Raw genomic sequence first — 25,402 nt, forward strand, 5'->3', positions numbered from 1 at the left:
ATAAAAGCTGTTGAGGGGGAAACTAACTTAAATGATCTTTAATTGCATCAAATGCAAAATTGGCGCCTGCAATAATTTCGTCTTCACATCCGTGCTCATCAGCATAGCGGGTAAGTACTTCTATGAAACTTTTCCATTTGCTTCCGGTGCTGCCGCCGTAACCTGCAAAATAAGCCGCTCCGCCTGATTCGTTATATCCCAGCGAAGACTCTATATTTTTGTAGATTACCCTTCCCCCGAGGGATGAGCCCTCTACAACATACATCACGCCAAGTGCAAATGCAACATTACCGGACTGAGCAGCATTTTTTAAAGGGCTGTGCGCATGCGGCAGTGCAGCACCAAGAAATACAAGATCTACTTCAAGTGCTGCTGCTTTACGCCTTGATTGTAAGTCTGGTACCGTGTTTTCAAGTAAAGGGAAAATAACTGTTTCTGTATCGCGAATCACACTGTACATCAACGAGAGGTAAGCAGTATATTCAGATTTTGTTACCGCGGGATCAATTATTCTTTTTGAAAGAGGCAGGCTCTCAAGCGCCTCATGAGATTGGGCAGTCGTATTTCGCAACCTTTGCAAAAAGGTTTCGGTTAACAGGGCATCCTTCATTAATATCAACTGAAATTATAAACAAAATTAGTTTTGTTGGGTATAAATCCGGCCCAGTCCATTTTAAGCGTATGCTCAATCGACTTTTTAAGATTTTCGAATATACCGGTTTTAGGCAGGTAATAGCTTGCGCCAAGCTGCCTTGTGCGTTCTATTGTAATTTCGTCTTTAGAGGTTGAAAATATGATAACAGGAAGTTTATTGTGTGAAGATGAAGATCTTACACGCTTTAAAATTTCCAGGCCGTTCAGCCCCGGCATGTTCAGGTCTAAATAGATGAGGTAAGGATTTGGTGGTGGATTATCAAGAGCATGCATAAGTTGTTGCCCGTTAGTCTGGGTTATAACTTCTATATTATCATCAATAATATCAACTATCTCTCTGAAGAACTCCAAATCATCCTGGTCATCATCAGTGTAAAATATCGTGAACTTGGTGTTCATTACTTTTTGTTTTGAGATTAGTAACAAATATATTTAAAAAAAGCTTAAAATAGTGTGCTAATTCCAATATTATGATATATTTATGAGTAGTTGAGGCTTAAACAATTCTTAATAAAACACTGTTAATTTATAACACAAAATGTAGAATATTATAAAACCTCTCTTTATGGCTAATATTATTTTTGCAGTTAAGCCACAATATAACTGACTTTTTAATGAATTGGAAGATGAAAACGGGCCTGTTAATAGTTTCTGTAACAGGTTTTATTGCAGCAGCTTACTTTTTAATGCAGGATCTTGTTCCGGTGTTTGAAGATGTAAATGAATTGATATACATTATACTGCTTGTATTACTGCTCTGCAACAGTTTTGTAGGCATTATAATTGCCCTGCCCGAGAACATGGGGCTCTTAAAGAAAATCAGGTTTTTAAGGCGCAATAACACATTTAACAGGGAAATATAATTAAACGCTTAAAATAAAGCTGTCTTTGTTGAGCCCGTCTAGTATATACTGCCAGTTTATATGCACCACATGGCTTAGTACCTTTTTCAGATCACCGAAATCATTCGGCTTTTTAATATAAACATTGGCGCCTGCTACAAAAGTTTCTTCTATATCCAGATCTGAAGATGAAGTGGAGTATATAGCTACAGACAGATTTTTAAGACGCTTGTTTTTTCGTATTTCACGAAGGCATTCCATACCCGATTTCATTGGCATATTCAGGTCAAGAAATATCATATCCGGCAGCGGATTGTGCTGGTCATTAAGGTAATCCATTAACTTTACCCCATTTATAAATGGCGTAATACTATGCTGGACTTTTACTTCTTCAAATGCTTCTTTGAAAAATAACCTGTCATCTTCGTCGTCATCTGCAAGCAGTATATGTAAAGGGCTGGGACGCATTATTTATATTAATTAAGTAGCTTCTGAGTATCTTTTTTGCTTCATTATTTTCTGGAATGAAGTAGGGGTAACACCTGTTATGTTTTTAAACTGCTGCGAAAGGTAGGCTACGCTGCTGTAGTTCATCATGAACGATATTTCGGTCAGCGACAAATTCTCTGTAAGGAGTAATTGCTTAACCCTTTCGATTTTATGGAGTATTATAAAATTTTCTATTGATATGAATGTTACTTCAGAGAATACCTGTGATAGTGTCCTGTAGCTTTCGTTAAGTTTTTCAGAAAGATAAGTAGATATTTTCATAGACTGCAGGCCCTTATCGGCATATACCATTTCTATAATAACATTCTTTATTTTCTGTACCAAAATACTTTTCTGGTTATCTACTATCTCAATACCAAACTCGCTTAAAGATGCAATGAATTTTTTGTATGTATCCATCGGGATATTTTCCCTGAATTTTACATAACCCGGTTCAGTTACCACGCAGTTTATATTAAATTTATCAAGCTGCTGCTGCAAAAGAACTTTACACATCACGTCAATATTATATTTAATGTAAAGTTCCATCCCTTTCGTTTTCTTTTGTCGGAAGTAAAAATAACAATTTTTCTTAACATTCGTCTAATTTATTCTTACAGGGATATTGGTGCATGTTAGCAATATTAACTTACCTCAATATAGAGACTGCTGGTTTTCTATAAGTTAAAATTTATTTACCTGTAAGAAAATATATTATTTTAGAAGAAAATATAAATATGCAAATTCATAAAATGCCGCCTGATGGCGGTATGTTATATACAGAAACCAATCTTGATAATTTTTTCCCCGAACCATTAAATGCAGTAACATCCTGCTTCTTTCTGCTTATAGCCTTCTACTGGACGTTCAGGCTGTGGGGCAGGGGGCGGCAGCATACTTTTTTATCTGTAGCAGTAATACTTTTATACATCGGCGGTATTGGCGGCACTATTTATCATGGTTTAAGGCAGTGGAGCTTCTTCATTATGATGGACTGGCTGCCTATAATGCTGCTTTGCCTTTCGGCCGGGGTGTATTTCCTGGCAAAAATAACACGTTGGTATTATGCTTTACTGTTGGTTGTCCTCTATGTAGCTTTCCAGTTTTATGCCCGTAACAGGCTAATGCAGCAAGGCGATATGCAATTGTTTATAAATATTAATTATGCATTAATGGCAGGCATTGTGCTGCTGCCTGTAACGGCTTACCTTATAAAATCGAAATTTGTCAATGGCAAATGGGTAGGGTTTGCACTCGTGGCTTTTATGCTGGCATTAACCTTCAGGGTTGCCGATGGCTGGGGTTGGTTTAGTGCCGGTACTCATTTTTTATGGCATGTGTTTGGGGCTGTTGCGGCTTTTTGCATGTTTCAGTACATTTACCTTATCAATGAAAATACACAACAAAAAACACAATAACATCATGAATTTAGAAGATGCCAAAGTAGTAATAACAGGCGCAACAGGCGGTATTGGTTTAGAAACAGCAAGGCTGCTTAAAAGCAAAGGTGCCGATGTGGTTATTTGCGGTACCGAAAATACTAAAGTTGAGCGTGCGGCAAAAGAAACCGGGGCACACGGTATTAAGGCAAATGTTACCACCGAAGCTGAAATTAAAGCGCTTTTTGACTTTGCAATTGGTAAAATGGGCGGCATAAATGTACTTATCAATAATGCAGGTATAGGGCAGTTCTCTGCTTTAACGGATACTACACTCGATGATTTTACAAAAGTGTGGGAGGTTAATGTAAAAGGGTATTTTATGGCAGGCAAGCTCGCTGCCGAACAGTTTAAGGCACAAAAGTATGGCAACATCATCAATATAGGCTCTACGGCTGCATTAAAAGGTTTTGCCAACGGTTCTGCCTATGTTGCAAGTAAGTTTGCCGTATCGGGCTTAACGGAATGCTGGCGCGCCGAATTACGCCCTTACAACGTGCGGGTAATGCAGGTTAACCCAAGCGAGGTTATAACCGATTTTATGACAAAGTCGGGTTTTGAAATTAAAAATGAAGAGAATAAGCTCAAGCCTGAAGATATAGCACACACAATAGCATGTATGCTCACCATGCGCGATACAGGTTTTATACCCGATACCTCTGTATGGGCTACTAACCCCTGGTAAAAAACAAAAGGGGCTGTCTCAAAAGTGCTTTTACCAGCATTTTGTCATTCCGAGGATAGGAGGAATCTTAATTAAATCAATTATTTAAGATTCTTCACTTCGCTATCGCTTCGTTCAGAATGACACTTTTGAAACAGCCCCTTTAATCTTAAATACTGTATTTTACCTGCCGTATGCCTGGCGCTCAACCATCCACTGCGGGTATTCTTTAGTAAGCGCGCTTACAGCATCAATACGGGTAAGCTCTTCTTCAGATAGGGTTATGCTTACCGATTTAAGGTTGTCCTGTAGCTGCTTTTCGTTCTTAGCCCCTATAATGGTGCTGGTAATGCCTTTTTGTATCCTTACCCATGCAAGGGCTACCTGTGCTGTAGTAGCATTATGCGCACCGGCTATTTCTGAAATAACATCTATGATGTCAAAAGTTTTTTCTTTGTTTACCGGAGGGAAATCAAAATTAGCGCGGCGTCCTTCAGCAGATTCATTTTCGCGGGTATATTTGCCTGAAAGGAAACCCCCGGCAAGCGGGCTCCACGGCATTATGCCCAGGTTCTGGTCTTCTGCCATGGGTACTATTTCACGTTCAATATCACGGCCTGCAAGCGAATAGAAGTATTGCAGCCCTATAAACTTGTTCCAGCCGTTCTTTTCGGCTATACCCTGTGCCTTCATAACCATCCATGCCGGCCAATTGCAAACGGCTATATAGCGCACTTTGCCTGATACTACAAGGTCGTTCAGTGCCCGCATGGTTTCTTCTACAGGAGTCCTTGCATCTACACCATGAACATATAAAATGTCAATGTGGCTAAGCTGAAGGCGCTTAAGGCTGTCTTCTACAGAATAAAAAATATGATAGCGTGATAATCCCTGCTCATTAGGGCCTTCACCCATTGTGCCCCTTACTTTTGTGGCAATAACAAGTTCGTTACGGTTTAGCCCTAAAGATTTAATGGCATTGCCCAGAAGGGTTTCTGATTCTCCTAATGAGTAAACATTTGCAGTATCAAAAAAGTTTATGCCCGAATCGGCTACGGTTTTAACAAGGCTGTTCACCTCGTCCTGCTGTACACCTGCAAGTACCTTCCACATGCCCTGGCTGCCAAAAGTCATAGTACCAAAGCAAAGCTCTGATACTAATAGTCCTGTGTTGCCTAAATAATTGTATTTCATATAGCTTTTATATTTTGATGATATACAAAATTAGAAGGTACAGGCGCATTTTGATTAGCAACTATCAAACAGAAAGTTGCAAAAATCAATCAATTAAGATTATCGGCAAAGCGGTCGTCGGTAAGGTTGGTAAAGCCGTTTTTGATGGTGCCGTCGGCATTTAGTATAATGGTGCGGTTAAGCTGGTTTATAGCCCACTTTTTCCGCAGCAGGTTAAAGTCATCTGCCCGGAGTTGTATAATATCTTTGCAGGTCAGGTTTTTTACGGCATCAACCCAGTCAGACATTTCATCTACGTTAATTGCTATAAAGTTAATATCAGGAAATTGTTTTTTCAGGCCTGATACTTTCTCGTTAGCCTGGTTATAGTGAGATGGTGCACAGGTAGTCCAGAAAAAGATAACTGTTTCTTTACCTTTAGTGTTGTCTAACGTGTAGGGCTTGTTATATTTATCAACAAGGGTTACCTGCGGCAAGGCATTACCTTCTTCAAGGTTTTTTATAGAGGCGGCAAGCCTCATTATCTCATTCTCCTTATTTTTATTAGTAGAGAGTTTAATGTAGTGATCTATAAACTTTTTGTTATTCTGTGTGCTTTGGTTTTCCAGCAGGTAGGCAAATGCAATATTATCAAGTATTTCATTCTTGATATTCTCATCTGTAAATACAGAGTCTGCTATATGCAGCTTTTCTATGTTGTCGTTAAGCGAGTTCTCATCAATATTATTACCGCGTTCCCCCTTAAAATTACTTATATTGGTAAGCATGGCATTTACATATCGCAGAAATGGTGAAAAATGAAGTAGTTTTGGGTTGTTGTAATCTATTTTGCTGCGGTAGCTGTAATAATCTTTAGGAAGTGATGCTTTATTACCCGTGCGCCAGGTATGCAGGTAAGGATAATATTCCTTTTTTGTGTATTGACTAAACATTAGCCTGTTTTGCGCATAAAAATCGAACTCCTCGCTCCACTCAATTTTTTCTTTACTTTCTTTATAAAAAGCTTCACGTGCTGCATATGATTTATTTATTTCAGCAATAAATTTCCTGTAATCATATTCATATATACGATAGCTGTCATTCCTGTCGGCTTCGTTCATCAGGTAAAGCTCCATCAGGAAATTGTTTTTCCTGTCGCCCCTGCCGCTAAAAACGATAGACTGGTCAAAATCATCCGCATTCAAAGAAACTAGCAGGCTGTCGTTCTTCTCAAAATATACATACTGGTATTCCGGCTCATGCCTGAAAGTATAAAGCCCCGGTGGAAGAGAATCAAATTTTACAAAAAAACGGTTGTTCTTATCAAGCGGAATAGTATCTACAACATCGTTCCCTTTGCTTAAAACAATATAGTCGGTACGCGGGTTTTGTACCTCACCTCCAAAGTATGCGCTGTAGTCATTGTTTTCGTTACTGCACGATGCAACAATAACTGATATAACCAGCAATATAAGTAAGGTTTTGTAGGTGGTATACATTAATTGTTTAAACATTAGTCTAAAAGCAAAAGTATTTTTTATAAACATCTCACTTTGTTAAAATACAGTTAAATTAGGCTTAACCACTACATTATAAGTAAAGCCTCTGTATAGTGGCTTATTTTTTATACTTTTGCAAAAAAATTAAAAAATGCTGTCAGTTTCAAATTTATCTGTACAATTCGGCAAAAGAATTTTGTTTGATGAAGTAAACACTTCATTTACACAAGGTAACTGTTATGGAATAATAGGTGCCAATGGTGCGGGAAAATCTACTTTTTTAAAAATATTAGCAGGTGATATAGATCCTACTTCAGGCCACGTTCATCTTGAACCGGGCAAGCGTATGTCGGTACTTAACCAGAACCACAATATGTTTGACGAGTACACTGTTCTTGAAACGGTTATGATGGGTAATAAAACCCTGTACTCGGTTAAAAAGGAAATGGATGAAATATACCTTAAGCCCGATTTTGGAGATAAGGATGCCGAAAGGGTAGGGGAGCTGCAGGTTATTTTTGAAGAGATGAACGGATGGAATGCCGACTCTGATGCAGCAGCCCTGCTTTCTAACCTTGGTATTGGTGAAGAACACCACTACACCCAGATGGCTGATATGGACAGCAAACTAAAGGTTCGTGTGCTTTTGGCACAGGCACTTTTTGGCAACCCGGATGTGCTGATAATGGACGAACCTACCAACGACCTGGATTTTGAAACCATATCGTGGCTGGAAAACTTTCTTGCCAATTATGAAAATACAGTGATTGTAGTATCGCACGACCGTCACTTTTTAGATGCTGTGTGTACGCATATCTCCGATATCGACTTTGGTAAAATAAACCAGTATTCAGGTAACTATACTTTTTGGTATGAGTCGAGCCAGCTTGCCGCAAGGCAGCGTGCCCAGCAAAACAAAAAGGCTGAAGAAAAGAAAAAAGAACTACAGGAGTTTATTATGCGCTTTAGCGCTAACGTGGCTAAGAGCAAGCAGGCAACAAGCCGTAAAAAAATGCTTGAAAAACTTAAAGTGGATGATATTAAGCCTTCGAGCCGCAGGTATCCTGCCATTATATTTGAACAGGAGCGTGAGGCAGGCGACCAGATACTTAACGTTGAAAACCTGAGTGCATCTATAGATGGCGAGGTTCTGTTTAAAGATGTTGACCTTAACATGGCGAAAGGCGATAAGATTGTAGTTGTTTCTAAAGATTCGCGTGCTACTTCTGCCTTTTATGAAATACTGAACGGTAACATGACCCCTGATTCAGGTTCTTTTGAGTGGGGTATCACAACGATACAGTCTTACCTGCCGGCAGATAACCACGAGTTTTTTGAGAACGACCTTACACTGGTAGACTGGCTGCGCCAGTGGGCTAAAACAGAAGAGGAGCGTGATGAGGTTTATGTTCGCGGATTTTTAGGCAAGATGCTTTTTAGTGGCGAAGAAGCCCTAAAAACAGGCAGGGTACTTTCCGGAGGCGAAAAAGTGCGTTGTATGCTATCTCGCATGATGATGCTAAGGGCAAACGTGCTGATGCTTGATGAGCCTACCAACCACCTTGACCTTGAAAGTATTACTGCATTTAATAACTCTTTAAAGAACTTTAAAGGCTCTGTGTTGTTTACAACCCATGACCACGAGTTTGCGCAGACTGTTGCCAACAGGGTTCTTGAACTAACTCCTAATGGTGTTATAGACCGTTATATGACTTTTGATGATTATCTTGATGATGACAAGATTAAGGAACTGAGAAAGAAAATGTACAATTTATAGTAAAAAGCCCGCAGGTAACTGCGGGCTTTTTTTATATGACAATGTTACTTCAAATTTTGGAAGTCATGCTTCAGTAATGCATATAATATAGAATCTTCCATCACACCGTTAACGTTATAATGCTCTCTTAACCTCCCTTCATACTGAAATCCGAATTTTTGCAGCAATTTGTAGGAAGCTATATTTTCTTCAGCTATAAGGGCTTCAATACGGTGCAGTTTTGCCACAGCAAAGCCATAACTGAGAACTGCCGCAAGCGCTTCGGTCATATATCCTTTCATTTTATGAGCATCATCATAAAGTGAGTAGCCTATTTCTGCTCTGTGATGTTTGGGATACCATGTATGGAAACCGCAACTGCCAATCACGCTGTCGGTTTCTTTTTCCTGTAATAAAAAATTAATAAAAGACCGGTTAAAAGTTGCTATCCCTTTTGCATAGTTATCCTTTTCCTTTTCAAGCGCTTCATCAGTAGTAAACCCGAAGAATTCAGTAATAGCTGTATCATTCCCGCTCTCAAAAAGTTCTTTATATACTTCGGGAGTAAGTTTTTTAAGTATCAGCCTGTTTGTAATGAGAGCATCCATAATGAATAATTACAGGTCCGGAACCACCACTACCTCATCCCTGCGCTTAAACTTAGGGCTGTTGGCTACCCTTATGTGCTGAACATAAGTAGTATCTGTTACAGGAGTTATCTTAACCGTCATTGTGCCTAATTTAAGCACTTCAGGCTTCTTTTGTATGGTTGATGAAGTAGGCGAAATGGTGTAGGTGCAACTATCCGTCCATGTAACGGAAAACTCATAAATTTCCTCAGAGTTTTCAACCCTTTCTGTTTGTGTATCACCATCACGGTTAATTATACAAACCTTTTTACTGTCAGGGTCGGTAAACTTAAAAGTGCCGCTCCTGAATTTAGAGCAGTCAGCCTGGCTGTAAGATACAGCAGTAAGAATAATAAAAGTAAAAGTGTAAAGTTTTTTCATTTTTTATTTCTTTCTGCAAGAAGCCTTATAATTACCATAATACCTGCAACTCCCTGTAATACAAGGCCTGCTGTAATAGATGTAGTACCATAAGGCCAGTGCATAAGTTTCATTAAAGCTCCTGCAACAACAAGCAAAGCGCCAAATATAAACAGGGATAATATATAACGTATCCTTACAATCATCATGGGTTGGTTACTATTGGCGTACGCCTCATTTTAAAATTCTTTTCTATAGCGCGTATCATTTCGCCTGCAATATCTTTTTCAGTAGCGCCCTCAATGCCTTCAAGCCCCGGAGAGGAGTTAACCTCAAGCAATAGCGGCCCTTTAGATGAGCGTATAATATCTACTCCCGCTACTTTAAGGTTCATTGCTTTTGCAGCCTTAATGGCTATTTTCTTTTCTTCGGCGGTTGCTTTGATTATAGATGCGGTACCACCCAGGTGTATATTTGCGCGGAACTCTCCCGGCAATGCCTCACGCTGAATAGACGCAACTACTTTACCGTCTATCACAAAAAGGCGCAGGTCTTTACCGTTTGCTTCTTTAATAAACTCCTGTACCAGTATGTTGGCATTAAGGCTCTTAAAAGCATTAATAACACTTTCAGCCGCTTTTTTGGTTTCGGCAAGTACTACACCTTTGCCTTGTGTACCTTCCAGCAGCTTCACAATAAGCGGCGGGCCGCCTACCATTTTTATAAGGTCGTTAGTGTCGAGAGGTGAGTTCGCAAAGCCTGTTGTAGGTATATCTACACCGCTGTTAAGCAAAAGTTGTAGTGAATACAGCTTATCCCTCGACTGGCTTATGGCAGCCGCAGAGTTAAGGCAAAAGACCTTTAAGGCTTCAAAATGGCGCGTAAGTGCACAACCATAAAATGTCATGCTTGGCCTTATCCGCGGAATCACGGCATCAAAATCATTAAGTACCCTGCCGCCCCTGTAATGTATTTCCGGGGTTTCGGCATCCAGCTTCATGTAGCAGTACTTCAGGTTTAAAAAGTGCATTTCGTGCCCGCGCGCTTCACCGGCTTCCATAATGCGCCTGTTGCTGTATAAATCAGGGTTACTTGCTAATAAGCCTATACGAAGCCCTGTTCTCGTTTCTTCGTTCTTTTCGTAGTATTCTTTCAGTTTTTCCGATGTAGGCTGCCCTAACAGGTATTTCTGTTCAGGGTCAACTAATATACGCCCGCTCATTGCTTCGCGGCCCAAAAGCATACGGAAACCCATAGAGTCCCTGTTGGTAAGGGTAACCTCTATATCCCAGCGTATCTCTCCAATCTGTATTTCAGATTTTATAACATATCGCTTTTCGCGATAGCCGCTGGAGCTCTTCACGATACGTTTATCTACAAGCGGAGCCTGGCAGTGCAGTACCGTTTTGGTATTATTTTGTATCGGGTTAATATCAAACTTAACCCAGTTTTCACCTTCTTTCTGAAAGGGTGTAATGTTGATGGCATGCAATGCTGATGTTTTAGCGCCGGAATCTACACGGGCTTTAATGGTGGGGATTCCTAATTGCGGAAAAGCGCACCACTCTTCGCTGCCTACAATAACTTTGTCAAACATTTTAAGAATAGATTATATAATCTAAAGTACTACTTTTTTTTAATGAAAAAAGGGCTTTAAATATTTTATAAGAAAAAAAATCCCCGTGGTGTTTAAGCCACAGGGATAGAAAGTATCAATAAAACTTATGTTACTATTCCGCAGGGTTTTGCGCTTTTTTAATAGTAACAACAAGTTCTTTGCTGTCTTCATCAAGATCCATGAAAATTTCGTCTCCGCTGGATATCTTAGATGTAATTATCTCTTCCGCAAGGGTATCTTCCACATATTTCTGTATCGCCCTCTTAAGTGGCCTTGCACCATATTGCTTATCAAAACCTTTATCGGCAATAAATTCTTTTGCTTTATCAGATAGGGTAATGTTGTAACCGAGCTCTTTTATCCTTGCATACAGCTTGTCAAGCTCAATATTGATGATTTTATCAATATCTTCTTTTTCAAGTGGGTTAAATACAATTACATCATCAACCCTGTTAAGAAATTCGGGTGCAAATGTCTTTTTAAGCGCGGCTTCTATAACACCTTTTGCATGCTCGCTTGCCTGTGACTTTTTGGCAGATGTACCAAAACCAACACCCTGTCCAAAGTCTTTAAGCTGCCTTGCACCAACGTTTGATGTCATTATAATGATGGTATTCTTAAAGTCTATCTTGCGGCCAAGGCTGTCTGTAAGGTAACCGTCGTCCAGCACCTGAAGCATCATGTTGAATACATCAGGGTGAGCTTTCTCAATTTCATCAAGCAGTACAACACTGTATGGCTTCCTTCTAACTTTTTCAGTAAGCTGTCCGCCTTCTTCATAGCCCACATATCCCGGAGGCGCACCCACAAGCCTTGATATGGCAAATTTTTCCATATACTCGCTCATATCAATACGCACAAGGGCATCTTCGCTGTCAAACAGTTCTTTTGCTATTACTTTGGCAAGCTGTGTTTTACCCACACCGGTTTGCCCTAAAAATATAAAGGAACCTATCGGCTTGTTAGGGTCTTTAAGCCCTGCACGGTTACGCTGTATAGAGCGGGCAATTTTAAGTACCGCTTCATCCTGTCCTATAACCTTACCTTTAATAAGATCAGGCAGTTTTGCAAGTTTGTTGCTTTCTGTCTGCGCAATACGGTTAACCGGTATGCCTGTCATCATGCTTACCACATCGGCAACGTTATCTTCGGTAACGGTAATGCGGTTGTTTTTAGAATCTTCTTCCCATTGCTCCTGGGCTATGGCAAGGTCTTTCTCTATCCGTTTTTCATCATCGCGAAGCTTGGCAGCCTCTTCATATTTCTGCTTCTTAACTACAGAGTTTTTAAGCTCACGTACTTCCTCAAGCTGCCTTTCAAGGTCAAGTATCTGCTTAGGCACGTTAATGTTGGTTATGTGCACACGAGAACCTGCTTCGTCAAGCGCATCAATAGCCTTGTCCGGTAAAAAGCGGTCGCTCATGTAGCGGCTTGTAAGCTTTACACACGCCTCTATAGCCTCATCGGTATAAATAACGTTGTGGTGGTCTTCATACTTATTCTTAATGTTGTTAAGTATGGTAATGGTTTCTTCTACCGATGTAGGTTCTACCATCACTTTCTGAAAACGCCTCTCCAGCGCGCCGTCTTTTTCTATATACTGCCTGTACTCATCAAGCGTTGTGGCACCAATGCATTGTATTTCGCCACGTGCGAGAGCAGGCTTAAACATATTGCTGGCATCCAGCGAGCCTGTAGCGCCACCTGCACCTACAATAGTGTGAATTTCATCTATAAAAAGAATAATATCGTCATTCTTTTCAAGCTCGTTCATAACGGCTTTCATACGCTCTTCAAACTGGCCACGGTATTTAGTGCCTGCTACAAGGCTGGCAAGATCGAGCGTTACCACACGTTTGTTAAATAGTATGCGCGATACTTTTTTCTGTATAATACGCAGGGCAAGGCCTTCGGCTATTGCCGATTTACCCACACCCGGCTCACCAATTAGCAGCGGGTTGTTCTTTTTCCTTCGGCTAAGTATTTGCGAAACACGTTCAATTTCTTTTTCACGGCCTACTACCGGGTCAAGTTTACCGTCTTCGGCAAGTTCGGTCAGGTCGCGGCCAAAATTGTCAAGCACGGGTGTTTTAGACTTTTTATTGGTTTTATTGCCGGAAGAAGGATTATTGAATGAGCTTTCGCGCATACTGTCATCCTGTCCTGCATCGTCATTATAAGACTCTGCTCTTGGCAGGTTTTCAAGGTAATCTTCTTCGTTTGATGTCATGTTAATGAATTGTTCTTTTACTGTTTCGTAATCTATTTTCAGTTTATTCAGCAATTTTGTTGTAGGGTCGTTCTCATTGCGCAAAATGCAAAGCAGCAGGTGCGCAGTGCTGATAGAGGTGCTCTGGAAAACTTTGGCTTCCAGGAATGTAGTCCTTAGCGCCCTTTCGGCCTGGCGGGTTAAATGAAGGTTCTTTTTATCATTACGGTCCGCATTTGGGTTAGCGGGGCTAAGTATTTCCACTTTTCTTCTCAGATGGTCCAGATCAACAGATATGCTGTTTAAGATGGAGATAGCCTTGCCGTTGCCGTCTCTCAGGATACCCAGCATTAAATGTTCAGTACCAATAAAGTCATGGCCTAACCGTAAAGCTTCTTCTTTACTGTAGGTGATTACATCCTTGACCCTTGGTGAAAAATTATCATCCATAATATACATCCTTTCCTTTAGTGTAAATTTAAGTATTTAGGTAAGATTTTACAAAAACCATACCCATAATATACATACTTATGTACAGTAATGCTAAGTGACAAAAAATACTACAATAATAAAAGGCTTTTAGCATTACTTTATTAACCGTTTGATGTAGCTTTTATGTTAATAAAACATAAAAAAATATGCGGCAATTGCCCATAAATGCTAATTAAATTATGTATATTGGCGCGTTTTATAACAATATAAAAATATAATATAAATACTTATGGCTGAAGGAGAAAAGTTAATCCCGATTAACATTGAAGACGAAATGAAGTCAGCCTACATTGATTATTCAATGTCGGTAATTGTTTCAAGGGCGCTTCCTGATGTTAGAGATGGCTTGAAACCCGTACACAGAAGAGTACTTTACGGAATGAATGAATTAGGCGTACTGTCTAACCGCCCTTATAAAAAATCTGCAAGGATAGTAGGGGAGGTATTGGGTAAATACCACCCGCACGGCGACAGTTCTGTTTATGATGCAATGGTGCGTATGGCGCAGGAATGGAGTATGCGCTATATGCTTGTAGACGGCCAGGGTAACTTTGGTTCTATAGACGGCGACAGCCCCGCGGCAATGCGTTATACCGAGGCAAGGATGCGAAAGGTATCTGAAGAGATAATGGCTGATATCGAAAAGGAAACTGTAGATTTTCAGTTAAACTTTGACGACACCCTGCATGAACCTACCGTAATGCCTACAAGGATACCCAACCTGCTGGTAAACGGCGCTTCGGGTATTGCAGTAGGTATGGCTACCAACATGCCGCCACACAACCTTACAGAAGTTGTGAACGGTACTCTTGCCTATATTGACAACACAGATATAGAAATTGATGAACTGATGGAGCATGTTAAGGCTCCTGATTTCCCTACAGGTGGTGTAGTGTATGGCTATGACGGCGTGAGGGAAGCCTTTAAAACAGGCCGGGGCAGGATTGTACTGCGCGGTAAAGTTCAGTTTGAGGAGGTTGACGGCCGCGAGTGCATCATTGTTACTGAAATACCATATCAGGTTAACAAGGCGGAAATGATTAAAAAAACTGCCGACCTTGTTAATGAAAAACGAATAGAGGGCATATCCAACATCCGTGATGAATCGGACAGGAAAGGTATGCGCATTGTGTATATCCTTAAAAAGGATGCCGTGCCAAATGTGGTGCTTAATACACTTTACAAATATACCCAGCTACAGGCATCTTTCAGTGTAAATAATATTGCGCTTGTTAAAGGAAGGCCTCAGATGCTTAATCTTAAAGACCTGATACACTACTTTGTAGAGCACAGGCATGATGTTGTTGTAAGGCGTACACAATATGACTTAAGGAAAGCCGAAGAAAGGGCACATATATTGGAAGGCCTTATTATTGCTTCTGATAATATTGACGAGGTTATCCAGATTATCCGTGGCTCTAAAGACGGTGAAGAGGCAAGGGGCAAATTAATGGAAAGGTTTAACCTGACCGAAATTCAGGCACGTGCCATTGTAGAAATGCGTTTAAGGCAGCTTACAGGCCTTGAGCAGGACAAGCTAAGGGCAGAGTATGAAGACATAATGAAACTTATTGCTGAATTAAAAGCGTTATTGGAAAGTAAGGAACTGCGAATGAACCTTATTAAAGAAGAGCTGATTGAAGTAAGGGATAAGTATGGTGATGAGCGCCGTTCGCAAATAGAATATGCCGGAGGTGATGTTAGCATAGAAGACCTTATTGCTGATGAGAATGTGGTTATCACCATATCACACGCGGGTTATATTAAGCGTACTCCGCTTAGCGAATATAAAACCCAGAACAGGGGCGGCGTGGGACAGAAAGGTGTTACCACGCGCGACCAAGATTTCCTTGAGCACCTGTTCGTGGCAACCAACCACCAGTACATGCTTTTCTTTACACAGAAAGGAAAATGTTTCTGGATGCGTGTTTATGAAATTCCTGAAGGTACCAAAACAAGCAAGGGACGCGCAATACAGAACCTTATCAATATAGAGAGCGAAGATAAAGTAAAAGCCTTTATTTGCACGCAGGACTTAAAAGATGAGGAATACATCAACAGCCATTATGTAATTATGGCTACAAAAAAAGGTGTGGTTAAAAAGACACTGCTTGAGCAATACAGCCGCCCAAGGCTTAACGGTATCAATGCAATAACCATACGTGAAGATGATGAACTGCTTGAGGCTAAATTAACAACAGGCGAGAGCCAGGTGCTTATAGCTGTTAAGAGCGGTAAGCTGGTACGTTTTGAAGAAGGCAAGACAAGGCCGATGGGCCGTAGTGCCTCTGGAGTACGCGGAATTACGCTTGCAGATGATAACGATGAAGTAATCGGCATGGTTTCTGTAAATGATATGGAGAGTGAAATACTTGTAGTTTCAGAAAAAGGCTTTGGTAAGCGTTCCAGCCTTGAAGATTACAGGATAACCAACCGTGGTGGTAAAGGTGTTAAAACCCTTAATATTACTGATAAAACAGGATCATTGGTGTCTATAAACAACGTTACGGATGCTGATGACCTGATGATCATTAACAAGTCGGGCTTAACCATCCGTATGAAGGTTTCCGATTTAAGGGTAATGGGGCGTGCCACACAAGGTGTGAGGTTAATCAACATAAAAGGTAATGACTCTATTGCTGCGGTGGCAAAAGTAATGCGTGAGGATGAAGCGGTTGACGAAGCGATAGATGAAGTGCTTGAAAACATGGATGCTGAAAATGGCGTAACAGGTTTTATTGAGCCGGATACTGAAGCTACAGACGAAAACGAAAACCAGGAATAACTTAAACAGAAACGATAATGAAAAAATATGTAATTGTGGCTGCGGCACTGTTGTTATCTGCAGGAGCTTTTGCCCAAAAGGATGAGCTTAAGGCGCTGAAAAAGATTTCAAATAAAGATGTGCCTACTGCTGAAGACCTGAAAGAAGTTGAAAGGCTGCTTAAAGAAGTTGAGCCTAAAATGGCAAATGCCGATAATGAGCAAAAGGCAGATTATTATTACTACAAAGGTGCTTACGGTTTTATACAGATGGCTACAAACCCTGCTGCCGGTATGAAATATCTTGACAATGCTGTTGCAGACCATAACAAGGTTATTGAGCTGGAGAAAGGCATGAAAAAGAAAGAGCATACAGAGGAAATACAAAAAGAAATTTTTCCTCAGCTAAAGGCGGGTATTGTAACTCAGGCTAATGCTATGGGTAAAGCCAATAATTTTAAGGCTGCATACCCGTTATATGAAAAGGTTTACAGAATAAGCCCGACAGATACGCTATACCTTTATAATGCCGCTGCTTATGCTGTTAACGGACAGGATTATGACAAGGCAATTGAATATTACACAGAGCTAAGGGACTTAGGCTTTACAGGTAAATCTGTAAACTATACTGCCAAGAATTCTAAAGGTGAAGTAGAATATTTTGGAGATAAAAAAATACGTGACCTGTATGTAGCTAAAAATGGTTACACAGAACCCGGCATCTTCAGAGAAGAATCTAAGAGGGGAGATATCATCAAGAACCTTGCTTTACTTTACATACAACAGGGCCAGACAGATAAGGCAAAACAAGCTATTGCCGCTGCTAAGAAAGCAAACCCTGATGATATAACACTCCTTACCGCAGAAGCACAGATCTTCCTTGAGGCGAATGATTTAGAGAACTACAAGAAAGCGGTAACAGAAATACTTAACAAAGGCTCTAAAGATCCTAATTTATATTTTAATTTGGGTGTAACTACATCTAAATCAGGAAATGCAGCAGAAGCAAAGCAATATTATGAAAAAGCAATAGAGCTTAAGCCTGATTTTGTGGCTGCTTACCAAAACCTTGCGATACTTCAGCTTGACGGAGAACAGAAAGTTGTAGATGAAATGAACAAGCTGGGTACTTCTAAAAAAGACATGGCCCGCTATGATGAGCTAAAGAAGCAAAGGGATGATATGTATAAAAAGGCAGTTGTTTACCTTGAAAAGGCAAACAAGATTGAGCCTAAGAATGAAGATATCAGGAGCCTTTTGCTTACTATGTATCAGGGACTTGAAATGACAGATAAGTACAAAGCGCTTAAAGCACAGCAATAATAATCTCTTATTATATTATAAATAAAAATGCCCGCTTATGCGGGCATTTTTATTTATCTGTACATGAAATTATCTCAACTGGGCTCCTGCCTGTGTTTCAAGGTTCTGCCTGATTTTATTCATAATCTTATCAATCTGCTCATCTGTAAGCGTTTTGTTGCTGTCCTGCAATGTAAAGCCTACTGCATAAGATTTTTTACCTTCGGGCAGGTTCTTGCCCTCATAAACGTCAAAAAGGCTAATTTCTTTAAGGAGCGATTTTTCTGTTTGCCTTGCTATGCTATATAACTGCTCAAAAGAAGTTGCTGAGTCAACAAGCAAAGCGAGGTCCCTGCGCACTTCGGGGAACTTTGATATTTCGGTAAACTTCATCTTAACCGATACCAGTTTGATTATAGCACCCCAGTTAAAATCGGCATAAAATACTTCCTGCTTTATATCGAATTCCTTTAAAACCTGCTTTTTGATAGTACCCATTTCGGCAATAATATCCTGGCCTACCGTAAAGGCAAGGCCTTCCGCAAAAACATCATTAGTAACAGGTTCTGTTTTATACTTGGCAATGCCAAGCCTTTCCAGTACCATAGTAACCAAGCCTTTAAACATAAAGAAATCTGAACCTTTTTGCTGTTGTGCCCATGTTTCGGCTATTCGGTTACCTGTAACAGTTAATGATAAGTGCTTGTTCTCATCATAACCCGACGGTAGCTTGTGGTACGTTTTGCCAAACTCAAACAGCTTAAGGTCGGCACGCCTCCTGTTTATATTGAATGAAACTGCCTCAAGTGCACTAAATAACAATGACTGCCTCATGGCAGAAAGGTCGCTGCTTAGCGGGTTAAGCATTACAACATTAAATTCCTCTTTAAGGTTTTCGCTGAGCTTTGTATACTCCGGCCTTGTTAGTGAGTTAGCCATCATTTCGTTAAATCCAAGCGCGGTAAGCTGGTTTGCTATAATGTTTTGCAGCTTATAATCTTCTGTTCTTGAAGAGTTGGATATAGATGCATTAAGCTTTTGGGTAAAGTTGATGTTGTTGTACCCGTAAACCCTAAGCACTTCTTCGATAACATCTATTTCTCTTTCAACATCCACCCTATAAGAAGGTATGGTAAGCCCAAGGCCGATTTCTGACATCGTGCTTATTTTTATATCCAGCGATACTAATATTTTCTTTATAGTTTCAACCGGAATTTCCTGCCCAATAATGCGTTTTACATTATTAAAATTAAGGAAAACCGTGTGGTCTTCTATTTTTTTCGGGTGGATATCAATAATATCAGATGTTATTTCGCCACCTGCCGTTTCTTGTATAAGCAATGCAGCCCTTTTGAGCGCATATTGCGTTATGGTTGGGTCTATGCCTCTCTCAAAGCGGAAAGACGCATCAGAGCTTATGCCATGCCTTTTTGCTGTTTTACGAATTGATACCGGATTAAAGTAAGCACTCTCAAGAAAAACAGAAGAGGTGTTCTCTGTTACACCTGAATTTTTTCCGCCCAGTACACCTGCAATGCACATTGGTCCGTTTTCGTCGCAAATAACGATATCTTCTTCGTGAAGTGTCCTTTCTACATCATCAAGTGTAACGAATTTTGTACCGGCTTCGGCTGTCTTGACTATAACCTTATTGCCCCTTATTTTTGCGGCATCAAAAGCATGAAGCGGCTGCCCAAGTTCGTGCAGCACGTAGTTGGTTACATCTACAATATTATTTTTCGGAGTGATGCCTATAGCTTTCAGCCTGTTTTGCAGCCACGCCGGAGACGGCTTAACCGTTATCCCGGAAATAGTTACCCCGCAGTATCTTGGTATCAGTTTATTGTCATCAACCTTAACATCCATTTTAAGCGTGCGCTTATCTACCCTGAAGTTGCTTACAGATGGCGTGATAAGCTCTGTATGCACATTTTTCTGGGTAAGCCCTGCACGCAGGTCGCGTGCCACACCCCAATGGCTTATGGCATCGGCACGGTTGGGTGTAAGCCCTATTTCAAATACTTCGTCGTTTTCTATATTAAACAGCTTAGAGGCAGGTGTGCCGGGTTTCAGGTCTTCTTCAAGTATCATGATACCGTCGTGACTTTCACCAAGCCCAAGCTCATCTTCGGCACAAATCATCCCGAAGCTGTCTTCCCCGCGGATTTTTCCTTTCTTTATGTGTATATGGTTTCCTTCTTTATCATATAAATCAGTGCCAACTGTGGCTACAGGTACTTTTTGCCCTGCCGCAACGTTTGGCGCACCGCAAACAATCTGAACGGGTGTACCGTCGCCCAGGTCAACAGTTGTAATACGAAGCCTGTCGGCATTCGGGTGAGGTACGCAGGTAAGCACATGGCCCACAACAACGCCCTGTAAACCGCCTTTTACCGATTCATATTTATCAACACCCTCAACCTCAAGTCCAAGGTCGGTAAGCAGTGCTGCAGTTTCTTCAGAAGTCCAGTCTAATTTAATGAATTGTTTTAACCAGTTATAGGATATACGCATTTGGTGATTCTTTTTAAAGCAAGCAAAGATAATAATTACCCCTTAAATAGCTTTGCCCTTATTGTTATTTAGAGAAATTATATGTCGTACTATGAGGCGATGTTTAAAGGTATGTTGTAAAATCCTTACATTTGGATTTCTAAAACAGGCACATGAAAAAACTATATACAGCAATCTTGTTTGTTGCTGCAACATTTACAATACAGGCGCAGGTTAAAAGCCCTAAACAATATTTACCCAATTATGGTGAGCATGTAACCTACTACCACCAGCTTGAAAGTTATTTTGCACAACTTGTGCAGCAGTCAGACAGAATAATGCAACAGCAATATGGTGAAACCCCTGAAGAGAGGGCGTTGAATGTTTATTTTATTTCTGCTCCCGAAAACCTGAAGGCATTACAGGATATAAGGCAAAATCACCTTAATGCAATAGGAATGGCAACGGCTAAAACAACTACAGTAGCCGATAAAGCCATTGTATGGTTAAGCTTTAATGTCCATGGTAATGAGCCTGCTGCTGCCGAGAGTGCCATGCAGGTAGCTTATGAGCTTGTTAACCCTGAAAACAAGGATGCAGCCGAATGGCTTAAAAATACAATTGTAATACTTGACCCGTGCCTTAACCCGGATGGTTATGCACATTATGGTAACTGGCTGCGCTCGGTTACAGGCTTCAACACGCACCCTGGCACACAGGACAGGGAGCACATGGAGCCATGGCCGGGCGGCAGGCAAAACCATTATGCCTATGACCTTAACCGTGACTGGGCATGGCAAACACAACCTGAAACCCGCCAGCGCATTGCTCTATATAATGAGTGGATGCCGATGGTTCATGTAGATGTACACGAGATGGGGTACAACGAACCCTACTTTTTTCCGCCTGCAGCCGAACCGATACATGATTTTATAACGCAGTACCAAAAAGATTTCCATGAGTCAATAGGACAGAACACCTCTAAAAAATTTGATAAAGAAGGTTGGGGCTATTATACCCGCGAGCGGTTCGACCTTTTTTACCCAAGTTATGGCGATACCTATCCGTGCTTTAACGGCGCAATAGGCATGACCTATGAGCAAGGGGGCATTAATGCCGGGCGTGCCGTAAAAATGCGCAACGGAACTGTATTAACCCTTCAGGACAGGATAAACCACCACACAGCGGCAGTACTTACTGCTGTTGAAACCGCCTTCCTTCAAAAAGAAAAACTCATTAAAAACTTCAGGAGCTATTTTAAGGACAGTCGGGAAAACCCAAAAGGGAAATACAGGGCTTATGTAGTTAAAAATAACGGTAAGAATATACAGCTTTCGGAGTTGCTAAAGCGTAATAATATAGCTTATGCCTACGCTGACGAAACCCGCAAGCTGACAGGTTATCATTACCAGTCTGACAGGGAAAAGGAGTTTACGTTAGAGCCTAACGACCTGATTGTAACTACTAACCAACCAAAGGCTTTACTAACGCAGGTGCTGTTCGAACCGCAGCAACGGCTTTCTGACAGCCTGTCTTATGATATTACCGCATGGGCGCTGCCACATGCTTACGGAGTGGAAAGCTACGCACTTAAAGCAATACCCGGTGTAAAGACAAAAAGCACAGTATCTTATAAAGGAAAGCTGGAGTATGACAATGTGTATGCCTATTACATACCCTGGAATGGCAGGGAGTCTGTGAAGGTACTTTCATTGCTGCATAAGAACGGTGTGCAGGTGCGCCATGCTGCCAAAGAATCGGCACTAAGAGGAATAAAAATAAACCGTGGCGACCTTATTGTAATGAAAAGTGACAACAGGAATATAGCTGATTTTGAACAAACTATAGGTGTTTTAGTAGCTGATAAGCCTGATTATGAAGTAATAGACAGTGGGTTTTCTGTAAGCGGTGCAGACCTTGGAGGCGAATACTACCCGCTACTTGAAGCGCCTAAAGTACTATTACTGGCAGGCGAGGGTGTAAGTGCTACCGACTTTGGGCAGGTTTGGCATTTTATGGATAATGTTATCAATTACCCGCTTAGCATAATAGATATACAGCAATTTAATCGTGTTGATTTTTCGGAGTTTAATACACTTGTGCTTGCAGATGGCTGGTATAACTTTACAGATGCACAAAAAGAAAAATTGGGCAGCTTTATAACCAACGGAGGTAAAATTATTGCCATTAGCGGTGCGCTTAAACTTTTTGAAGATGCGCCCGGATATAGCCTTACAGCGTTTGCTACAGATAAAGCTACAGGAGAGGAAGGTGAGGCAGCTGATTTGCTTGCAGAGCGCTTTACTGATTATGAAGGAAGTGAGCGGCGTTCCATATCAAATTCTGTACCCGGAGCCATTGTAGAGAATGTAGCAGATGTAAGCCACCCTCTTGCTTATGGGCTTGGCAGTACATATTTCAGCCTTAAAACTTCAGATGAGTATTATCAGTTACTTTCCGGGGCACAAAATGTGATATATGTACCAAAAGGCTACAAAAGCTTTGGTTTTATAGGCAGTAACCTGAAAAAAGAATTACAAAACACTGTAACCTTTGCCGTAGAGCAGAAAGGCAAAGGTAAAATAGTGTATATGGTAGATAACCCTTTATTCAGGGGATTTTGGGAAAATGGCAACCTGCTTTTCAGTAATGCGCTTTTTCTTATAAACTAATGTTTATTCAGAGTAAAGCCTGTTAAATACTTCATCAAGCATTTCCTTTGTTAAAGGCTTGGTTTTAAAATCGGCAAGAATACCTTGTGTCAGTGCCATTGTCCTGTCATCCGGATTGTCAGATGTACTAAGCATAACCACTATCATACTATTTTGCAGTTCATGGTCAAGTTGCTTATAATGCTCTATAAACTCCCAACCATTCATTCCGGGCATATTAATGTCCAGAAAAATTAGGTCAGGTAATAATGAATCGGTATCTGTAAGGTAATCAAGAGCTTCCCTGCCAGATTCTTTAATAACTATGTGATTGGCCGCATTGTTTTTGCGGATTACCCTCTCATGAAAAAAATTGTCAATCTTATTGTCGTCAATAAGCATTATGCAATTAAGCTGTTTCATAACTTTTTAAATTCAATATGGTGAATGTAAAAACTGTACCTCCGCACGGGCGTGGTTCGGCCCATATCCTGCCTCCATGCATTTCTGTAATTTTTTTGCAATGGGCAAGGCCAATACCATGTCCCTCATAATCTTCAGCTTTATTAAGCCGCTGAAATATATGAAAAATTTTATCACAATGCTCATGTTCTATGCCAATACCATTATCGGCAATATTAAAGCTGTAGTACCCTTTTTCTTCACTACACCATATTTTTACAAAAGGTGTTGTGCCGGGTGCAGTAAATTTTATAGCGTTGTTTATAAGGTTTTGGAACAACAGGCGTAACTCTGTTTCGTAACCGTAAAGCATAGGCAACTTTCCTTCAACTTTTATCACTGCATTTTTTGAGGAGATAAGGCTGCTAAGATCAGAAAGTACATTTTCTACTAATACAGAGCAATCAATCAGCGTCATCTTTTTATTACGCCCCAGCTTACCAAATATAAGTAATGATTTAACCAGCGTACTCATCCTTATAATGGCAGCATCCATAGCACAAAGATGTACTTTTATTTCATCAGTAACCTGTTCAGGATAATCTTCTTCAAGCAGTTGAATATAATTTGAAACAGTGCGGAGTGGTTCCTGCAAGTCGTGCGAGGCTATATAATTGAATTGCTCCAGTTCCTGGTTCTTAAATTGTAGCTCTGTAACCTGCTGCTTAATTATATCTTCATACTGTTTCCTGTCAGTAATATCAATAATAGATGTTAAGCATAACACTTCACTCTCTGTTTTAATGGGTATAAAAACCATTTCTACAGGAAATTCCCTTCCGTCTTTATCCGCGGTAATAAGCATTTCATCATCATCTGTGCCTGTAAAATGTACTGTAACCTGCTTCCTGAAAAAACTTATTTTTCTGGCTTCATAATCATCATGCATTATTTTGGGCAGCAGTAATTTTACTGACCGGCCTATTAACTCCCTCTTTTTATAACCATATAAAAGTTCGGTTTGATGATTAGCAAGTATAATTTTGCCATCGGCATTAGAAATAACCAGAGCGTATGGGGCAGAGTCAACGGCAATTTTAAAATTTTCCTGTGCCATGTCCTTATCAGCCTGTGCTTTATTTAATTTCTCGGAAGTTTCCCATATAATAAACAACCCCACAAAAATTAAGATAATTGTTTGCAGAGCAGCACTAAACTCGTGGCTAAACCAATGGTACCTGTGGTCTAAAACATGGAGGTATCCTAAAACAATTATGCTTATAATCAGCTGCATAAAAATCCTGCGGGCCATGATATTACCTATTTTCCGCCCTGTAAAAACCGAAGTTAAACCCACTGTAGGATTAAGTAATGACGCAGATGTAGAAAATAGAATAAAGCCAAATGCAGCATAGGCAGACATGGGCACAAATGAAAAGGAATAGAGTTCAGGGACACTTATTATGTACCCTATAGCTACCACAACAGCAACAATTGTAACAATATTAAAAGCGTATGCAGAGGCCTTTTTAAAGTATAACTTATGTGATAACCTCAACATCAAGGCAGATGAGATTAACAGAAAACACAAAGCCGTTTGCGGTGCCATACCGGAGTGAATTTTATATAATAACGGCTGTTGCAACAGCATATCCGGAAGCAACATGGCACTATAGCCAAATACTGTGAAAGCTAATATTGCAGAAAGTGCTTTTAGCGATTTTTTATTGGAAAGTTGTAGTAAAAGAACAATGCCTATTATTAAAAAACATACACCGGAATCATATGCCATAGGAAGTCTTCCTAAATCAAAGAGAAGCTTCTTAATATGTTTAAAGAAAAGTACATAAAGCCCCAGCAATATCACCATCACTGCCGAAAACCGCGCCAGCTTTAAATACATCCTCTCGGCGTTTTTCATTTTAATAATTTTTTATCGTGCAGGATTTATAAAATTAGTATTTTTT

At 40.4% G+C, this 25,402-nt stretch carries 21 protein-coding genes; 7 read left to right on the plus strand and 14 right to left on the minus strand.

Annotated elements, in window-relative coordinates:
- Nucleotides 1–22: 22 nt before the first annotated feature.
- Nucleotides 23–610, minus strand: a complete 588-nt coding sequence (locus KJK34_RS03985) for a biliverdin-producing heme oxygenase (protein WP_223052559.1) — start codon at nucleotides 608–610, stop codon at nucleotides 23–25.
- Nucleotides 611–615: 5 nt separating this feature from the next.
- On the minus strand, nucleotides 616–1,053 hold the full coding sequence (locus KJK34_RS03990) for a response regulator (protein ID WP_223052560.1): 438 nt from the start codon (nucleotides 1,051–1,053) through the stop codon (nucleotides 616–618).
- Between the two features lie 227 nt (nucleotides 1,054–1,280).
- Between KJK34_RS03990 and KJK34_RS03995 the strand changes: the two genes are divergently transcribed.
- Complete coding sequence (locus tag KJK34_RS03995; protein ID WP_223052561.1) at nucleotides 1,281–1,517, plus strand: hypothetical protein; 237 nt, start codon at nucleotides 1,281–1,283, stop codon at nucleotides 1,515–1,517.
- Here the strand turns inward: KJK34_RS03995 and KJK34_RS04000 are convergent, their stop codons facing one another.
- Both KJK34_RS04000 and KJK34_RS04005 read right to left on the minus strand, forming a co-directional pair.
- The gene (locus KJK34_RS04000; RefSeq protein ID WP_223052562.1) at nucleotides 1,518–1,964 is read right to left on the minus strand and encodes a response regulator; all 447 of its coding nucleotides are present in this window, start codon (nucleotides 1,962–1,964) and stop codon (nucleotides 1,518–1,520) included.
- 12 nt (nucleotides 1,965–1,976) lie between these two features.
- Nucleotides 1,977–2,534 (minus strand): helix-turn-helix domain-containing protein, encoded by a 558-nt coding sequence (locus KJK34_RS04005; RefSeq protein WP_223052563.1) that lies wholly within the window; start codon nucleotides 2,532–2,534, stop codon nucleotides 1,977–1,979.
- A gap of 188 nt (nucleotides 2,535–2,722) precedes the next feature.
- Here KJK34_RS04005 and KJK34_RS04010 point away from each other — a divergent pair, with 188 nt between their 5' ends.
- Both KJK34_RS04010 and KJK34_RS04015 read left to right on the plus strand, forming a co-directional pair.
- Nucleotides 2,723–3,403, plus strand: a complete 681-nt coding sequence (locus KJK34_RS04010; protein ID WP_223052564.1) for a hypothetical protein — start codon at nucleotides 2,723–2,725, stop codon at nucleotides 3,401–3,403.
- A gap of 4 nt (nucleotides 3,404–3,407) precedes the next feature.
- On the plus strand, nucleotides 3,408–4,109 hold the full coding sequence (locus tag KJK34_RS04015) for an SDR family oxidoreductase (protein ID WP_223052565.1): 702 nt from the start codon (nucleotides 3,408–3,410) through the stop codon (nucleotides 4,107–4,109).
- Between the two features lie 162 nt (nucleotides 4,110–4,271).
- On the opposite strand, the gene KJK34_RS04020 is transcribed toward KJK34_RS04015, so the two are convergent.
- Nucleotides 4,272–5,282 (minus strand): aldo/keto reductase, encoded by a 1,011-nt coding sequence (locus KJK34_RS04020; RefSeq protein ID WP_223052566.1) that lies wholly within the window; start codon nucleotides 5,280–5,282, stop codon nucleotides 4,272–4,274.
- 89 nt (nucleotides 5,283–5,371) lie between these two features.
- The gene (locus KJK34_RS04025) at nucleotides 5,372–6,760 is read right to left on the minus strand and encodes a TlpA family protein disulfide reductase (protein ID WP_223052567.1); all 1,389 of its coding nucleotides are present in this window, start codon (nucleotides 6,758–6,760) and stop codon (nucleotides 5,372–5,374) included.
- Nucleotides 6,761–6,911: 151 nt separating this feature from the next.
- Between KJK34_RS04025 and KJK34_RS04030 the strand changes: the two genes are divergently transcribed.
- Nucleotides 6,912–8,537, plus strand: a complete 1,626-nt coding sequence (locus tag KJK34_RS04030) for an ABC-F family ATP-binding cassette domain-containing protein (protein ID WP_223052568.1) — start codon at nucleotides 6,912–6,914, stop codon at nucleotides 8,535–8,537.
- A 44-nt stretch (nucleotides 8,538–8,581) separates the two neighbouring features.
- Here KJK34_RS04030 and KJK34_RS04035 read toward each other — a convergent pair whose 3' ends face one another.
- The 5 genes from KJK34_RS04035 to KJK34_RS04055 form a co-directional block, all read right to left on the minus strand.
- Complete coding sequence (locus KJK34_RS04035) at nucleotides 8,582–9,124, minus strand: GNAT family N-acetyltransferase (RefSeq protein WP_223052569.1); 543 nt, start codon at nucleotides 9,122–9,124, stop codon at nucleotides 8,582–8,584.
- A gap of 9 nt (nucleotides 9,125–9,133) precedes the next feature.
- Nucleotides 9,134–9,526: a hypothetical protein gene (locus tag KJK34_RS04040; protein ID WP_223052570.1), complete on the minus strand. Its 393-nt coding sequence runs from the start codon at nucleotides 9,524–9,526 to the stop codon at nucleotides 9,134–9,136.
- On the minus strand, nucleotides 9,523–9,711 hold the full coding sequence (locus tag KJK34_RS04045; protein WP_223052571.1) for a GldL-related protein: 189 nt from the start codon (nucleotides 9,709–9,711) through the stop codon (nucleotides 9,523–9,525). Before KJK34_RS04045 ends, KJK34_RS04040 begins: the two co-directional genes overlap by 4 nt.
- Nucleotides 9,711–11,102: a 30S ribosomal protein S6--L-glutamate ligase gene (gene rimK / locus KJK34_RS04050; RefSeq protein ID WP_223052572.1), complete on the minus strand. Its 1,392-nt coding sequence runs from the start codon at nucleotides 11,100–11,102 to the stop codon at nucleotides 9,711–9,713. Before rimK ends, KJK34_RS04045 begins: the two co-directional genes overlap by 1 nt.
- Before the next feature lie 133 nt (nucleotides 11,103–11,235).
- Nucleotides 11,236–13,782, minus strand: coding sequence for an ATP-dependent Clp protease ATP-binding subunit (locus KJK34_RS04055; protein WP_223052573.1), 2,547 nt, complete (start codon nucleotides 13,780–13,782; stop codon nucleotides 11,236–11,238).
- A 271-nt stretch (nucleotides 13,783–14,053) separates the two neighbouring features.
- Here KJK34_RS04055 and gyrA point away from each other — a divergent pair, with 271 nt between their 5' ends.
- Together gyrA and KJK34_RS04065 are read left to right on the plus strand one after the other, a co-directional pair.
- Nucleotides 14,054–16,609, plus strand: a complete 2,556-nt coding sequence (gene gyrA, locus KJK34_RS04060) for a DNA gyrase subunit A (protein WP_223052574.1) — start codon at nucleotides 14,054–14,056, stop codon at nucleotides 16,607–16,609.
- 17 nt (nucleotides 16,610–16,626) lie between these two features.
- The gene (locus KJK34_RS04065; protein ID WP_223052575.1) at nucleotides 16,627–17,910 is read left to right on the plus strand and encodes a tetratricopeptide repeat protein; all 1,284 of its coding nucleotides are present in this window, start codon (nucleotides 16,627–16,629) and stop codon (nucleotides 17,908–17,910) included.
- Between the two features lie 69 nt (nucleotides 17,911–17,979).
- On the opposite strand, the gene pheT is transcribed toward KJK34_RS04065, so the two are convergent.
- On the minus strand, nucleotides 17,980–20,403 hold the full coding sequence (pheT, locus tag KJK34_RS04070; protein WP_223052576.1) for a phenylalanine--tRNA ligase subunit beta: 2,424 nt from the start codon (nucleotides 20,401–20,403) through the stop codon (nucleotides 17,980–17,982).
- A 152-nt stretch (nucleotides 20,404–20,555) separates the two neighbouring features.
- Between pheT and KJK34_RS04075 the strand changes: the two genes are divergently transcribed.
- A complete protein-coding gene (locus tag KJK34_RS04075) occupies nucleotides 20,556–23,054 on the plus strand; it encodes a M14 family zinc carboxypeptidase (protein ID WP_223052577.1) in 2,499 nt (832 codons plus the stop codon).
- A gap of 3 nt (nucleotides 23,055–23,057) precedes the next feature.
- Here the strand turns inward: KJK34_RS04075 and KJK34_RS04080 are convergent, their stop codons facing one another.
- A complete protein-coding gene (locus KJK34_RS04080; protein ID WP_223052578.1) occupies nucleotides 23,058–23,456 on the minus strand; it encodes a response regulator in 399 nt (132 codons plus the stop codon).
- Entirely contained in the window at nucleotides 23,443–25,356 is a 1,914-nt protein-coding gene (locus KJK34_RS04085) for a sensor histidine kinase (protein ID WP_223052579.1), read from the minus strand. Before KJK34_RS04085 ends, KJK34_RS04080 begins: the two co-directional genes overlap by 14 nt.
- Nucleotides 25,357–25,402 lie beyond the last annotated feature (46 nt).

Source organism: Flavobacterium coralii (assembly GCF_019891545.1).
Classification (GTDB): Bacteria; Bacteroidota; Bacteroidia; order Flavobacteriales; family Flavobacteriaceae; genus Flavobacterium; species Flavobacterium coralii.

Bases quoted from the DNA above. Each gene is read 5' to 3' on its own strand.
- KJK34_RS03985 (WP_223052559.1), bottom strand. From the start codon at position 610: ATGAAGGATGCCCTGTTAACCGAAACCTTTTTGCAAAGGTTGCGAAAT.
- KJK34_RS03990 (WP_223052560.1), bottom strand. From the start codon at position 1,053: ATGAACACCAAGTTCACGATATTTTACACTGATGATGACCAGGATGAT.
- KJK34_RS03995 (WP_223052561.1), top strand. From the start codon at position 1,281: ATGAAAACGGGCCTGTTAATAGTTTCTGTAACAGGTTTTATTGCAGCA.
- KJK34_RS04000 (WP_223052562.1), bottom strand. From the start codon at position 1,964: ATGCGTCCCAGCCCTTTACATATACTGCTTGCAGATGACGACGAAGAT.
- KJK34_RS04005 (WP_223052563.1), bottom strand. From the start codon at position 2,534: ATGGAACTTTACATTAAATATAATATTGACGTGATGTGTAAAGTTCTT.
- KJK34_RS04010 (WP_223052564.1), top strand. From the start codon at position 2,723: ATGCAAATTCATAAAATGCCGCCTGATGGCGGTATGTTATATACAGAA.
- KJK34_RS04015 (WP_223052565.1), top strand. From the start codon at position 3,408: ATGAATTTAGAAGATGCCAAAGTAGTAATAACAGGCGCAACAGGCGGT.
- KJK34_RS04020 (WP_223052566.1), bottom strand. From the start codon at position 5,282: ATGAAATACAATTATTTAGGCAACACAGGACTATTAGTATCAGAGCTT.
- KJK34_RS04025 (WP_223052567.1), bottom strand. From the start codon at position 6,760: ATGTATACCACCTACAAAACCTTACTTATATTGCTGGTTATATCAGTT.
- KJK34_RS04030 (WP_223052568.1), top strand. From the start codon at position 6,912: ATGCTGTCAGTTTCAAATTTATCTGTACAATTCGGCAAAAGAATTTTG.
- KJK34_RS04035 (WP_223052569.1), bottom strand. From the start codon at position 9,124: ATGGATGCTCTCATTACAAACAGGCTGATACTTAAAAAACTTACTCCC.
- KJK34_RS04040 (WP_223052570.1), bottom strand. From the start codon at position 9,526: ATGAAAAAACTTTACACTTTTACTTTTATTATTCTTACTGCTGTATCT.
- KJK34_RS04045 (WP_223052571.1), bottom strand. From the start codon at position 9,711: ATGATTGTAAGGATACGTTATATATTATCCCTGTTTATATTTGGCGCT.
- rimK (WP_223052572.1), bottom strand. From the start codon at position 11,102: ATGTTTGACAAAGTTATTGTAGGCAGCGAAGAGTGGTGCGCTTTTCCG.
- KJK34_RS04055 (WP_223052573.1), bottom strand. From the start codon at position 13,782: ATGGATGATAATTTTTCACCAAGGGTCAAGGATGTAATCACCTACAGT.
- gyrA (WP_223052574.1), top strand. From the start codon at position 14,054: ATGGCTGAAGGAGAAAAGTTAATCCCGATTAACATTGAAGACGAAATG.
- KJK34_RS04065 (WP_223052575.1), top strand. From the start codon at position 16,627: ATGAAAAAATATGTAATTGTGGCTGCGGCACTGTTGTTATCTGCAGGA.
- pheT (WP_223052576.1), bottom strand. From the start codon at position 20,403: ATGCGTATATCCTATAACTGGTTAAAACAATTCATTAAATTAGACTGG.
- KJK34_RS04075 (WP_223052577.1), top strand. From the start codon at position 20,556: ATGAAAAAACTATATACAGCAATCTTGTTTGTTGCTGCAACATTTACA.
- KJK34_RS04080 (WP_223052578.1), bottom strand. From the start codon at position 23,456: ATGAAACAGCTTAATTGCATAATGCTTATTGACGACAATAAGATTGAC.
- KJK34_RS04085 (WP_223052579.1), bottom strand. From the start codon at position 25,356: ATGAAAAACGCCGAGAGGATGTATTTAAAGCTGGCGCGGTTTTCGGCA.